The sequence below is a fragment of the Rhodococcus sp. NS-SX18 genome (assembly GCF_057367935.1).
The window spans coordinates 2,881,546-2,895,073 of the sequence record NZ_CM170633.1; the positions used below are offsets into that span (position 1 = coordinate 2,881,546).

Here is a 13,528-nt window from a genome sequence, read left to right on the forward strand (position 1 = left end):
GCGATGAACCTGAGAGAACGCATCGCTGAACTGATGCCGCAGGTGCGAGAAGAACTCACCGAACTCGTCGCCCTGCGATCGGTGGCCGACCCACGCCTGTATCCACCCGAAGAATGCCGGCGTGCTGCACAGTGGGTGCGGGAGAGGTTCCACCGGCTCGGCTTCACCGATGTCCGACTGGAGCCCACCCCGGATGGCAGCGCCGCCGTGGTGGGATCGCGGCCCTGCCCGAACCCACACGCCCCCACCGTGCTGCTCTACGCCCACTACGATGTCCAGCCGCCGCTCGACGAAAGCGCTTGGCAAACACCTCCATTCCAGCTCACCGAGAAGGACGGCCGCTGGTACGGTCGCGGAACCGCCGACTGCAAAGGCAACATCCTCGTCCATCTGACCGCGCTGCGAGCCCTCGGCGACGAACTGCCGGTGCACCTGAAACTCGTCGTCGAAGGCTCGGAAGAACAGGGCACCGGCGGCCTCGAGGCCTTCGTGCCCGACCACGCCGATCTTCTGCGGGCCGACGCGATCCTCGTGTGCGACACCGGTAATGCCTCCGTCGGTCACCCCGCCGCCACCGTCAGCCTGCGCGGCATGGTCAACGTGGTGGTGACCGTCGACGCCCTCGCCTCCGAACTGCACTCGGGCATGTTCGGGGGCGCCGCCCCGGACGCTCTCGCCGCCCTGGTAGCAATGCTGGCGACCCTGCGCGACACCGCGGGCAACACCACCGTCGAAACCCTGGACAACACCCAGATCTGGGACGGAGAGACCTACCCGCACGAACAGTTCCGCACGGACGCCGGCATGCTCGCCACCGAATCGTTGCTCGGCGACGGCACCGTCTCCGACATGCTCTGGGCCCGCCCCGCCCTGACCATTCTCGGCATCGATTGCCCCTCCGTGCTCGGCTCGGCGGCCGCGATCGTCCCACGCGCACGCGCACGCCTCAACCTGCGCATACCGCCCGGGGTCGAGCCAGCGCACGCCCAGCAAGCTCTGATCGACCATCTACATGCCGCCGCGCCGTGGGGAGTCCAGGTCGAGGTCGAAGTCGAAGCCTCCGGATCACCGTTCCGGGCCCGCACCGACGGGCCCGCCTACCGAGCCCTGGACGCGGCCATGCAGGAATCCTACGGTCGGCCCATGGTCATGCTGGGACAGGGCGGATCAATACCCCTGTGCAACGTCTTCGCCGCCACCTACCCCGACGCGGAGATCATCTTGATGGGCGTCGAAGAACCCCAAGCACTGATCCACGCCCCCAACGAAAGCGTCCACCCCGACGAGATCGCCGCGATGGCACAGGTCGAAGCCCGGTTCCTGCAGAACTACTCGAGCACCCAGACATGATCTCCGATCTCGGCGACGTCACCTCCGGCATTCGAATCCCCCGGTCATTGTGAGCCTGCGCTCTTGAGGGGGCACAGGAGTTGCCGGCCGAAGTGGTGGGCGCACCGGGACAGCGGCCTTCGCCGGTCTGTCCCGCGGTCAGCCCCGCGGCGTCAGGTCATCGGCGCCGGTCGTCGCGTCCTGCGTCGTCACCGCTGCGCGCGGTCCCGTCGAAAAATCCCGCCAGCCGACGAGCACCGTGTGCACGGCCTCGGCGCCGTGCAGCGGGTCGGGTGGGGCGGGGAGGTCGGCGGGGTAGACGAGAAACGGGCTGCTCTGTGGTCCGCCCATGCCGCCGTGCGAGCCGACCTGCTCCTCGAACGCCGCGACCTCGTCGGTGTCGGGCCAGTACGTGCCGCCGACCATGATGTCGGCAACGTTGTCGAAGGTGTCGGTGCGACGCACCTTCGCCAGCGCGTCGGGGCCCATCACCGCCAGCGGGTTCCGGCCGGTGACCTTCCCCGTGGTCACGTCGACCTCGCCGTGGGGCCCGAGCACCACGGACCCTCCGGGAGCGGCCACGAGCAGGAACGCGATCCCGGGATGCTCGCGCAGCCCGGTGAGCAGACCGGGGTGGGCGGCCTCGATGGCGTGGACGTCGGCGCGTCCGGGCAGGTGCGGGAAGTAGACCAGGCCGAGGTTGCCCGAGCCGAGCACGATCGGCTCACCCGCGCAGGCGTGCGCCTCCTCGGCGGCGGCCGGCGAGTGCACGCTGGCCGCGGCGTAGGCGCGCCCTTCCGACCCGGGCTCGGCGGAGACGTCGGATTCGCGCTCGTACCAGTGGCGCTTCGCCGGTTCGCGCCGGGTGGCCAGCCGGATGACCAGCTGCCCCAAGGTTTCCCCGTAGCGTTGCAGAAAGGTCGCGCCCTGACTCTGCCCGTGGTCCGAGAGCACGACGACGCGGTAGGGCCGATCGGCCTGCGCCACCACGGCGAGCAGCAACTCGACGATCTCGTCGAGTTTGGTCAGCACCGCAAGGGTCTCGGGCCGGGAGATGCCGGAGTGGTGCGACACCTCGTCGTAGCCGATCAGGTCGACGTAGACGACGCTGCGCCCCTTGATCAGATCCCCGACCACCGCGGCGACAGCGACGTCGGTGGCGAGCACGGTCGCGAACGCCCGCACGAACGGATAGAGCCCACCCCGCCGCACCCGCGGCTGGATGTCCTTCCGCTTCTGCCGCAGCGACTGGCGTAGTTCCCGTTGCAGTTCCGCGGCCATCCGGATGAACGTGCGCAGCGCGCTCGCCGGGTCGGCGAAGTAGTCGCTGTAGCCGGCACCGCCGCCGAGGCGGGCACCGCGCATCCGGCTGACGACGAGCACGTTGTCGTGCGCGCCGCCGGTGAACAGGTTGCCCCGGCTCGTACCGTCGTGCGCCAGCAGGCCGGGGATGTGGGTGCGTTCGAGTTCGCGTTGCTCGTTGTCGACCGGGTTGCTGAACACCGAGACGCGCTCGGTGGTCTTGTCGTACCAGCGGAACGCCGGCACGTTGTGGTTGGAGCCGTGTAGCACGCCCAACTGGGTCGCCCCGGTCTGACTGCTCCAGTCGGTGTGCCACGGCATCAGCCGGTGGGTCTCGCGCACCAACTTCGCCAGCCCGGGCGTGACACCGTCGGCGATCGCGCGACGCAGCACGTCGTAACCGAGGCCGTCGATCTGGATGCACAACAGCCCCGGGGACGCGTCCACCAGCGCGGTGTTGCGACGCATCCGGAATCGCTGCCGACGCACCTGCATCAACCGGTACGCGGTATCGGAACGGGACGCGATCGCGCCCGATACCACGGAGGTGCACAGCGAGAGCAGCGCCGCGAGGAAGACCGCATCGCGCGGCTGATTCACCGTGGCGACCGGCACCAGATACAGCGTCGACAGCATGACGACACCGCCGGCGAGGAACACCCCGACGAACAGCAGCACCGGGCCGACCCATGACATCAACCGCATCATCAGCGGCCACAGCGCCGCGTTGAGCAGACCGAACACCAACGCGAGCGCCAGCGCGGCCGGCAGCGTCGGTAGCGGAGTGAAGCCCGACGGGTCCAGGGTGATGCCGTCGAGGATGCGGTCGAGCACGATGAGCGCGAGCGCCGACGACCCCCACAGCACGAGGAATTCGACGAGAACCCGCAATACACCACCCACCGTGCGCATCACAGCCCCTCTCGTTGTCTGGAATCGTAAGGGTCGTGAGCACGCCACCGGGTCCGAATACCGCCGCATCCGGTATGCGCTGGCTCGGGCATGCCAGCGCGCTGGTCGTGGACCGCGGAACGGTCGTCCTGACCGATCCGGTGCTGACCGACCGCGTCGCACACCTGCGCCGCCGCCGGGGGCCCACCCCGATCGGGCCGCACGTGCGCAACCCGGACGCCGTCGTGCTCTCGCACCTGCACGCCGACCACACCCACTTGCCGTCGCTGCGGCTGCTCGATCCGGACGTTCCGATCGTGGTCCCGTGGCGGGCGATCGACGGCCTGCCCGCGCTGCGCCGATTCGCCGACCGCCTGGTGCCGCTGCGACCCGGCGACGAAACCCGGATCGGCACCCTCACCGTCCGGGCGGTGCCCGCCCGACACGACGGCCGGCGCTGGCGGCGCGGTCCGGAGCTCGCGCCGGCGATCGGGTACGTCGTCGAAGGGGACCGGCGGACCTACTTCGCCGGCGACACCGACCTGTACCCGGACCTCGCCGACCACGTCGGCCCAGTGGACCTCGCGCTGCTACCCGTGGGGGGCTGGGGTCCGACCCTCGGCACCGGCCACCTCGACCCGTCCCGGGCCGCGGTCGTCGCGCGCCTGGTGGCGGCGGGTCTGGCGGTGCCGATCCACTACGGCACGCTGTGGCCGATCGGCCTCGACGCCGTGCGCCCCCGATTGTTCTTCGGTCCGGGCGCCGAATTCGTCCACCACGCCCAGCGGGCGGGGATCTTCGCGGTGGAATTGCCCCCGGGTGGCGCACTCGGCGAACCGGACACCGGCGTCGATTCACCGGACGCACGCTGCCCATGAATTCCGAGGTGCTGGCCCCTCGCTCGAGCGCGTAGGTAACCAGCCCGACGCCTCCGCATATCCCCATTCCGGCAAGCGACGAGCCGGGCCCCATGGCCAAGCCCGGCGGTGAGCTCGGAATACAACCATTCGCGATCGTGCTCTCCGGCCATTGCGATGCCCCGGCAACTGCGGGAACCTTGCCCCAGCCGCGTGCGGAATTGGAGTCCGCGATCGGGAAAAGGCCTGCAAGGGGAGGGCAGGCACCACGGGAAGCGCTCTCGGCCACCGTCGGTGACGGCGAAATCCGTCGTGGCGTCACACCTCCCAGCCGCAGAGGCATCCTGTGCTCCCCCGCGAACGAATCCGGACCGGCGGTGATCAGCGCACCGTCGGCGGCGACCTCGACCCAGGGATTGGGCCGTAGTCGAGTCGAATCGACAGCTGCATCCGCATGGAACCCAGCCACGTAGACCATCGACGATCGGCATCAGCCGTGGCGGTCCGTCACCGCGGCGAGGTATGAACTCGATGCCCCGGACGGCGCCGTCCGAAGTCTCGCAGTTCGTCTCCGCCGGGACGAACGATCCCGAAGCCGTCTCCGTTGGTGATGGTGGCTCCGAGCCGCGAGGGCAGACTCTGGTCGATCAAGGGGTGCTCAGGTCTGAACAGCAGGTCCTCGACTAGGGTCGAATCGCCGGAGTATGCCCTCGATCTACACACCACCTCATGCACCACCCTGGCGCTCGCCGCGACTGGATAATGCCGAGCTTGCCCCCGAAGCCGAGCCGTTCCGGAGCACGCCTCGCACCCGAACTGCGATGCGTGAGCATAGTTTTCATGACCACGACCAAGAGCGCAGGGTCGCCACCCGACACCGCGCAACACGGACAGCCGGACCCAGTTCCGAGCACGAACCCCGCGGCGGTGAGCAACGCGGTCTGAGGCTGGGCCGTGTTTCAAAAGCCCGCTGCCTCATAACCACTGACTGATCGCAGCGACCTGGACGGTGGCCAGGTATCGCACCGCGAGCTTGTCGTAGCGCGTGGCCACCGCCCGGAACTGCTTGAGTTGATTGATGCCGCACTCGACCGCATGCCGTTGCCAGTAGACGGTGCGATCGAACACTGGGGGCCGCCCGCCGCCGGAGCCGCGGTTGCGGCGGTGGGCGAGCTGATCGGACGGGATCGCGATGGTGGCCTTGATCCGACGACGGCGCAGATAGGACCGGTTCGCCCGGGAACTGTAGGCCTTGTCCGCCAACACCCGATCCGGCCGTGTCCGTGCCCCGCCCGGCACCTGATCGAGGCACTCGGATCGCGTCCAACACGGCAGCGAACTGCGGACTGTCACCATGCTGACCGGCGGTGAGCAGCAGCGCAAGCGGGCGCCGATGCTGTTCACACGCCAGATGCAGTTTCGTCGTCCACCCACCCCGCGAACGCCCCAACGCGTGATCGACTGGTTCGATCACGACACCACCGGCGAGCTCGACCTGCTCGTCACCGTCGCGGCGGGCGCCGGCGGCGTGCTGATGCGCCCGCATGATGGTCGAATCGACGCTGACGTCCCAGACGATCTCGCCAGCGGCATCGGCGATCGTCTGAAACCCGGTCAGGACCTGCGCCCACACCCCCGTCGCGTTGCCGGCGGCGGCGACGGAACAGCCCGTACCCGGTCTGCCAGGGTTTGTAGCGGTCCGGGACGTCCCGCCAGGGCGCGCCGACACGGATGCACCAGCGGATTCCGTCGATGAGCTGGCGTTTCGTCCACTTCGGTGGACGGCCGTTCTTCTTGGCGCAAGGCAGCAGCGGAGTCAGACGCGCCCACTGCCCGTCGGTCAGGTCCGCTCGCCCCGCTACCGCTACGCTGGGCACGAGGGCTCCGAGATATTCAGGTTTTGCTTGGTCGCTGAACCCAGATACCGGAGACCTCACTCATTCCACGACTGCGACATCCCTTCCTGCGGGAACGCGGTTCAAGATCACTTTTGAAACACGGCCTAGGTCGCCTCGAGCCGGTCTGTACGGCGGCCACAGCCCCGCCGGCCGGCTTCTCCTCTCACCCGGCGGGGTCTTTGCTTCGAACCGTCACCGGCCGTCGGCAGGATCGGTGTCTCCGCCGGGGTCCTGCCCGTGCGTGACGGCAGACATCGACAGACGAGTGGAGGAACCGCCGATTGTAGGCACCGGGCGCCTCGGCCTGGACTACCCTCATCGACACGGCCGTCGCCGGGATCTTCCCGGCGGGGACCGGGACCCCGCCGAAGTGTGCTCGTCGGCCGAACTCCGGTGGGGTCGTCGAGTGCGCCTTCAGCGCTTGTTCCGGCGCGCAAAGTCTATCCAGCGGTGGAAGTTCCGTGAAAAGGACCGTGCGTGAGGTGCAGTGGGCACAATGAGTTCGGTGATCGGCACCGGAGGATCGCGGTCGCGACACTCACACTGATGAGTCGGTTCCGGTATGCCTGCAGATGTTCTCGGCGGAAAGGGCGGTCCACCATGGAGGTCGCAGCTGGGGCGGGCGTGTCCATGGCGCCGCGTGGGACGTCGGCGGCCCATCCTTTTCTATACGAGATCAACACGTGGCCGTGGCTGGATCGGTTGAGCGGCGAGATCGGTCGTCGCCTCGATCTCGGGAGCGTGCCCGACGAGCAGTGGGATGCCATCGCCGCGCTGGGTTTCGACGCGGTATGGCTGATGGGTGTCTGGGAACGCAGCCCGGCGGGCGTGGCCATGGCCTTGGCCGACGACGGGCTCGTCGCCGGCTTCGAGGCGGCGCTGGGGGACTATGAGTCCTCCGACGTAGTCGGATCGCCGTACTGCATCCGTGCCTATGAGGTCGACCCGCGCTTGGGTGGTCGGGCTGGTCTCGGAGCCGCGCGGGCAGCGCTCGGCAAGCGGGGACTCGGCTTGATCCTGGACTTCGTCCCGAACCATGTGGCGCCCGATCATCCGTGGACGACCACTCACCCCGAGCGGTTCGTCCAAGGCACGGCGGACGATCTACGCGGCGATGCCGCGTCGTTCGTCGAGGTGGCCGGCCGGGTGCTGGCCAACGGACGTGATCCGTACTTCCCGGCATGGCCCGATGTCGTGCAGCTCGACGCCTTTTCCCCGAGTCTGCGTTCGGCGGTGGTGGACACACTCTGCCGGATCGCCGATCAGTGCGACGGGGTCCGATGCGACATGGCGATGCTCATGATGAACGACGTGTTCGCTCGGACGTGGGGAGATCGGGTCGGCGCCGCCCCCGCCGACGATTACTGGGCTCACGTGATTCCCGCGGTGCGCAGGACCCATCCGACGTTCCGCTTCATCGCCGAAGCCTACTGGGATTCGGAATGGGCACTGCACAAGCAGGGCTTCGACTTCTGTTACGACAAGCGCCTCTACGACCGTCTGGTGCAGAGGGACGCCGGGCAGGTGCACAGCCATCTCCTTGCCAACGTCGGCTACCAGGAAAAGCTGGTGCGCTTCCTCGAAAATCACGACGAGCCGCGGGCCGCGGCGGTGCTCGACCCGGCACGGGAGAAGGCCGTCGCGGTGGCAACGCTCACCCAGACCGGGGCGCGTCTGGTGCACGACGGCCAGATCGAGGGCCGACGGGTACGGCTACCGGTCTTCCTGGGTCGGTTCCCCGCAGAGCCGGCTGACAGCGATCTGTCCGCGTTCTACCACTCGCTGCTGGCGACGCTGCAGGACACCACGTTCCGGACCGGCACGTGGCGGCTGTGTGCCCGTTCGGGCTGGCCCGGCAACGACAGCGTCGACAATCTCGTAGCGTGGTGCTGGGACGGTGACCGTCGCTGGCTGGTCGTGGTGAACCTGAGCCCCGGCACCGCAACGGGGCGCGTGGGCGTTCCGTGGGACGACCTGAGAGGTGTGTCCTGTCGGCTGGTCGACCCGACCAACGACGTCGTCTTCGACCGAGCCGGCGCCGACCTCTGCGATGGCTTGTATGTCGAGCTCGGACCGTGGCATTGGCACCTGTTCCACATCGAATCCGCACAGGAGGAGCAGTGAGTAATCAGGCATCCGACGGACCTGCGACGGTGGAACACGCTCGCCTTGCCGAAGCCACCGGGCGCGCCGAGGACGATCTGTTCGAGGCGAACCCGTGGTACGAATGGGGTCCCTACCTGTCGGAGCGGGCGTGGGGCACGGTGCGTGAGGACTACAGCGACAACGGGGACGCCTGGAGTTACTTTCCGCACGATCAGGCCCGCTCCCGGGCCTACCGGTGGAACGAGGACGGCATGGCCGGGTTGTCCGACATCCACCACGACCTGTGCCTGGCGTTGGCGCTGTGGAACGGGACCGATCCGATCCTCAAGGAGCGGATGTTCGGCCTCACCGGACCGCAAGGCAACCACGGTGAGGATGCCAAGGAGTACTGGTGGTATCTCGAGGGCCTGCCGAGTCACGCGCTGCTGCAATGGCGGTACCACTATCCGCAGGCAGAGTTTCCCTACCAGCGGCTGATCGACGAGAACGCCCGCCGCGGACGCGAGGACTTCGAGTTCGAATTGCTCGACACCGGGGTGTTCGACGAGGGGCGTTTCTGGATCGTCGACGTCACCTACGCCAAGGCCGACCCTACCGACATTCTCGTGCACATCACCGTCCACAACCACGGACCCGAGGCGGCCGACCTCGATGTCCTTCCCACACTGTGGCTGCGCAACACGTGGCGTCCGTCCGGCAGCGCCGACATCCCGCGCCTCTTCTTCGACCGGGGCGCAGTGGCCGTCGACCACCCCCATTTGGGTGGGTATCGACTCGAGGCCGGGCCGGCGAGTGATGGCACGCGGCCTGCACCGCTGTTCTGTGACAACGAGACCAACACCACCAGGTTGTACGGTGCCGCGCCGATCACACCCTTCCCCAAGGACGGCATCAACGACCACGTCGTCTCCGGCGCCGACACCGTCAACCCCGAGCGGGAGGGAACGAAGGCGGCGTGGCGGTACCACCTGACCGTTGCCGCCGGGGACACCGTGGAGCTGCGGCTGCGCCTGCGCCGACCCGCGACGGCCGAGTTCACCGCGCCCCCGACCGAGTGGTCGACGGTCTGGTTCGACGGCATCCTGGCGCGCAGGCGCGCCGAAGCCGACGAGTTCTACCGTGCTATCGCTCCCAGCGATATCGATTCCGAACGCATGCGGATCCTGCGCCAGTCGTGTGCGGGTCTGATCTGGAGTAAGCAGATGTACCCGTACCGGGTGGCGAACTGGCTCGACGGCGACCCTGCCGAACCGGCTCCGCCGGCGGGGCACGTCAGCGGACGCAACACCGGGTGGCGGCACCTGGACTCGTTCGATGTGCTCGCGATGCCCGATCCGTGGGAGTACCCGTGGTTCGCTGCCTGGGATCTCGCGTTCCACACGATCCCGTGGGCGCATCTCGATCCCGCGTTCGCCAAGTATCAGCTGCTCGTCCTGCTCAAGGAGTGGTTCCTCCATCCCAACGGCGCCCTGCCCGCCTACGAGTGGAGCTTCGACGACGTGAACCCGCCGGTGCATGCCCTCGCCGCGGTGCGGGTGTACCTCATCGACGGCGGCCGTGACGTCGAGTTCCTCGAGCGGGTCTTCCACAAACTCCTGCTCAACTTCACCTGGTGGCTCAACCGCCAGGATCCCGACGGAAACAACCTCATCGGCGGCGGCTTCCTCGGGCTCGACAACATCAGCCCCGTGGACCGCTCGCACCTCCCGCCGGGGGTTCGCCTGGAGCAGGCCGACGGGACGGGGTGGCTGGCCTACTACTCGGCCGCCATGCTCCTGCTCGCCCTCGTCCTCGCCGACCGCAACGCGGTCTACGAGGACATGGTCGTCAAGTTTCTGGAACAGTTCGTGCTGATCATGGACGCGCTCGACGAGTCGGGGCTGTACGACCCGGACGACGGATTCTTCTACGACCGACTCCTCGACGCTGCCGGCAATGCCACCCCGATCCGGGTGCAGACCCTCGTCGGCGTGATACCAGCCCTGGCAGCGGTGTCCATTGCCGAGCGCAACCCCGAGCGGCTGCGCAGGCTCAGCAGGCGTTTCGCCCGCATGATGGATCGGCGCGGAAACCGTTCGGATCCGTCGTGGCGGGTGCGCACCACCGACACCCCCCGCCGGTTGCTGCTGTCGGTGCTCACCAAGAATCAGCTCCGGACCGTGCTCTCCACCCTCTTCGACGAGAACGCCTTCCTCTCACCGCACGGACTGCGCTCGCTGTCCAAACGGTTCACCTCCCCGTACACCCTGCCGGGCATACCCGGCGCCGTGATCGACTACGCACCGGCCGAGTCCCGCACCGCAATGTACGGTGGCAACTCGAACTGGCGGGGGCCCGTCTGGTTTCCGGTGAATTACCTCGTGATCCGAGCGTTGCTGCAGTACGCCCAGTTCTTCGGTGACGACTTCACCATCGACTATCCCACCGACTCCGGTCGGCAGCGCACCCTCCGGGACATCGCCGATGACCTCGCCGACCGCCTCGTCGGCATCTGGCTACCGAACGACGAGGGAAACCGGCCGGTCAACGGCGGCGCAAAACTGCTCCAGACCGATCCGGCCTGGAAGGACAACCTGTTGTTCTACGAGCACTTCCACGGCGACAACGGAGCCGGCCTCGGCGCCTCCCACCAAACCGGTTGGACGGCGCTGGTGGCTGATCTCATCCTCGACCCCCCAGCTGTAGCGCAGGAACCTTCGGCTACCAGCCCCCCTTCCGCTAGCGACATGCCTGCGAATGATCGGTTCCGCTCCGAATAAGGTCGCTGTCAACGGCTCCGCCGGACCCGCACCCCGGTGCTCCCCGGCAACTCACCGAGACCTTCCTTCCCTTCGACACGCCTTTCGGTCGAGTGGACAGCTCGGGGTGTCACAGGCCCGCACCCTCTTCGTGCGATCGGGTCCGGTCGCACGGCCGGTCGCGGCGCTCGAATGCGTCCACTGCGGCCTCGAGCGTGGGAGGGAAAGGGACGCGTCGAAGCGGTCTCTCACCCCGAACCGCTCCAACCGGTCCTTGATCGGCCCCTTCATCTCCGCGAACACCAGCCGGACGCCGCAGCTCTCCAAATAGCGGTCGAGATCGACCAGTTCGTCGACCGCGGTGGTGTCCAATCCGATGATGGGCTCGGCCTCGAGCACGACCCATTCGATCGGACGATGACCAATCCCGGGATGCGCCGGCCCCCGGGCGAGATCGTGGAAGCCCTCCCGATCGGGCACGGCCACCAATTCGGCCCGGTAGGGCTGTCACCCCCGTACGACCACCGCAGGGAACGACAGTCCGATCGCGACCAGGATGCCCTGCAGGACTCCCACCAGCGCGACGCCGACGAATGCCGCGGCCGCCAGCAACGCCTCCGTCCGGCTCATACGTCACATCTGCACCAGCCCCCGCACGTCGACCAGCGCGGTCGCCGCCACGGTCGGTCACAGCCACCGGCACCACCGTCGCCGCGATCAACGGCGCCAGCGACGAATCGGGGCCCCAGGACGACGATCTTGGACGGCCCCACGATCGCGTAGGCCAGCAGCGGAACGATCGTCGCGTACAGACCGGCGTACGCGGGCAGCCCCGCCGCTTCGGCGTAGCCCATGCCGGCAGGGATCAACAGCTGTCAGGACAGGACCGGCAACGACATCCGAACGCAGCCACTCCCGACGGTAGCCGCGTACCGTCTCGACTCCGGGCAGTCGAGCCAGAGCTCGCATCCGGGACACCTCGCGATTATGGGCACTGCGCACAGCTGTCGCAGCGCGCTCTGCCGGCCGGGAGGCCGGGACCCGAGCCACATCTGCTGACCTCCGGCCCTGCGCTCAGTCCACGGACCAACCCGGCGTGGTGCCGACGGTGCGCCACTCGTCTTCCCACTGCGTGAGTCGGCGATGCTCGTTCCGTCGATGGAATCCGTACAGCCCGACGCACGCCACCGCGGTTGGCGCCGTCCACACCGCCACGGCCGCGAGAACGGCAGTCACGGCGATATCCGATCCGCTGTGAGGCGCCGCGACCGGGGTACCGTTTTCGTCGACCCACAGTTCGAGCATCTCACCCGGGCGCATGTCGATTGCCGGTGCCCATCTTCCGATCTGCAGCCCGCCGTCCGTGCTCCACTGCACCCAATCCGGCTCGTCCCCGGCACGGCTCGACCCTTCGGCTCCCGGCCGGAGCACCTGCAGCGGTGCCAGCCCGAGTACCGTCGCCTCGACGTGGCGGTTGGTCTGCCGCTGCTGCTGCGCCTGGGCCGCCAGCGTGCCGTAGGTGACCGACCCGTATGCCGCAGCGAAGGGCGCTATCGTCAGCACGAACGCCCCCACCAGCATGGTCAGACCGGACTCGATCCGGTCGCACCCGCGCAGCAACCGGTTGCGTCCCCACGGGGCTCGGCGCCACAGACGAACCAACAACGGCGGTTCCGGTCTCATCACCGTCTCCCGGTCACGTACGCCCTACCCACGCCCCGGCCCGCCCCGGAATCGAGCCAGCGGCCGGGGCGTGGCACTAGGCACTAGCCTGGGCGTCGGCTCAGCCGACGGGCACACCGTCACGCCCAGCGGTAGCCGGCCCGAGCGCCTGGGCTTTGAGGTGTCCGAATTCTGCGGCAGTGATCGCTCCCGAGTCGAGCAACGCCTTCGCGTCGGCGATCTGTTCGGCCGGGGACTTTCCGACCGCCACCGTCCGGATGTACTCGTCGGTGGCCTGCTTGGCTTCCGTCTGCGCCTGCTGCGCCCGCAACGCCATACCGCGACCGCGGACGATCAGATACACCAGCGCGCTGATATACGGGAAGAGCACCAGCACGACCACCCACACCGCCTTGATCCAGCCCGAGACGGTGTGATCCCGAAACAGATCGACCAGGATCTGGAACAGCACGATCAGATACGCCACGAAGGCGAACACGACGATCGTGTACCACACGTAATCCCAGAAGGAATCCATCAGTTGTACCTCCTCGACTGGACCGGCGGCGACGAAGACGATCGTCGGGGAACCGGTCGGCTATGGAAAACTCGAATCCTGCTACGGCGATGCCGCCGCGCTGCGGCGCCGCTCCTTGCCCGCGACTCGACCGAGGCCAGGACACTTCGACGGGCGAGTCGTTCTCCGAGTCCCGGCAGATCCGACCCGGAACCCACTCGAATGACC

The 13,528-nt window shown here is 68.1% G+C and carries 7 protein-coding genes and 3 pseudogenes; 4 read left to right on the plus strand and 6 right to left on the minus strand.

Features of this window, described 5'->3' with window-relative positions; genetic code table 11:
• The first annotated feature begins 3 nt into the window (after positions 1-3).
• A complete protein-coding gene (locus AC2IPW_RS13335; protein ID WP_416061165.1) occupies positions 4-1,350 on the plus strand; it encodes a dipeptidase in 1,347 nt (448 codons plus the stop codon).
• 138 nt (positions 1,351-1,488) lie between these two features.
• Here the strand turns inward: AC2IPW_RS13335 and AC2IPW_RS13340 are convergent, their stop codons facing one another.
• Positions 1,489-3,543, minus strand: a complete 2,055-nt coding sequence (locus AC2IPW_RS13340) for an alkaline phosphatase family protein (protein ID WP_486375014.1) — start codon at positions 3,541-3,543, stop codon at positions 1,489-1,491.
• A 35-nt stretch (positions 3,544-3,578) separates the two neighbouring features.
• Between AC2IPW_RS13340 and AC2IPW_RS13345 the strand changes: the two genes are divergently transcribed.
• Positions 3,579-4,400: an MBL fold metallo-hydrolase gene (locus AC2IPW_RS13345; RefSeq protein WP_486375015.1), complete on the plus strand. Its 822-nt coding sequence runs from the start codon at positions 3,579-3,581 to the stop codon at positions 4,398-4,400.
• Positions 4,401-4,964: 564 nt separating this feature from the next.
• On the opposite strand, the pseudogene AC2IPW_RS13350 reads toward AC2IPW_RS13345, so the two are convergent.
• Both AC2IPW_RS13350 and AC2IPW_RS13355 read right to left on the minus strand, forming a co-directional pair.
• A pseudogene (locus AC2IPW_RS13350) lies at positions 4,965-5,102 on the minus strand (class II glutamine amidotransferase); the annotation flags it as partial.
• Positions 5,103-5,354: 252 nt separating this feature from the next.
• Positions 5,355-6,256: pseudogene (locus AC2IPW_RS13355) on the minus strand (IS5 family transposase).
• Between the two features lie 621 nt (positions 6,257-6,877).
• Here AC2IPW_RS13355 and AC2IPW_RS13360 point away from each other — a divergent pair.
• Together AC2IPW_RS13360 and AC2IPW_RS13365 are read left to right on the plus strand one after the other, a co-directional pair.
• Positions 6,878-8,401 carry an alpha-amylase family protein gene (locus AC2IPW_RS13360; RefSeq protein WP_416061168.1) on the plus strand — a complete coding sequence of 508 codons (1,524 nt, stop codon included), beginning with the start codon at positions 6,878-6,880 and terminating at the stop codon, positions 8,399-8,401.
• On the plus strand, positions 8,398-11,142 hold the full coding sequence (locus tag AC2IPW_RS13365; protein ID WP_486375016.1) for an MGH1-like glycoside hydrolase domain-containing protein: 2,745 nt from the start codon (positions 8,398-8,400) through the stop codon (positions 11,140-11,142). The genes AC2IPW_RS13360 and AC2IPW_RS13365 overlap by 4 nt, the downstream gene beginning before the upstream one ends.
• Before the next feature lie 51 nt (positions 11,143-11,193).
• Here AC2IPW_RS13365 and AC2IPW_RS13370 read toward each other — a convergent pair.
• The 3 genes and pseudogenes from AC2IPW_RS13370 to AC2IPW_RS13380 form a co-directional block, all read right to left on the minus strand.
• Positions 11,194-12,099 (minus strand): annotated as a pseudogene (locus AC2IPW_RS13370) (SulP family inorganic anion transporter).
• Between the two features lie 96 nt (positions 12,100-12,195).
• Positions 12,196-12,804 (minus strand): Rv1733c family protein, encoded by a 609-nt coding sequence (locus tag AC2IPW_RS13375; protein WP_486375017.1) that lies wholly within the window; start codon positions 12,802-12,804, stop codon positions 12,196-12,198.
• Between the two features lie 100 nt (positions 12,805-12,904).
• Positions 12,905-13,321: a PLDc N-terminal domain-containing protein gene (locus AC2IPW_RS13380; protein WP_416061171.1), complete on the minus strand. Its 417-nt coding sequence runs from the start codon at positions 13,319-13,321 to the stop codon at positions 12,905-12,907.
• Positions 13,322-13,528 lie beyond the last annotated feature (207 nt).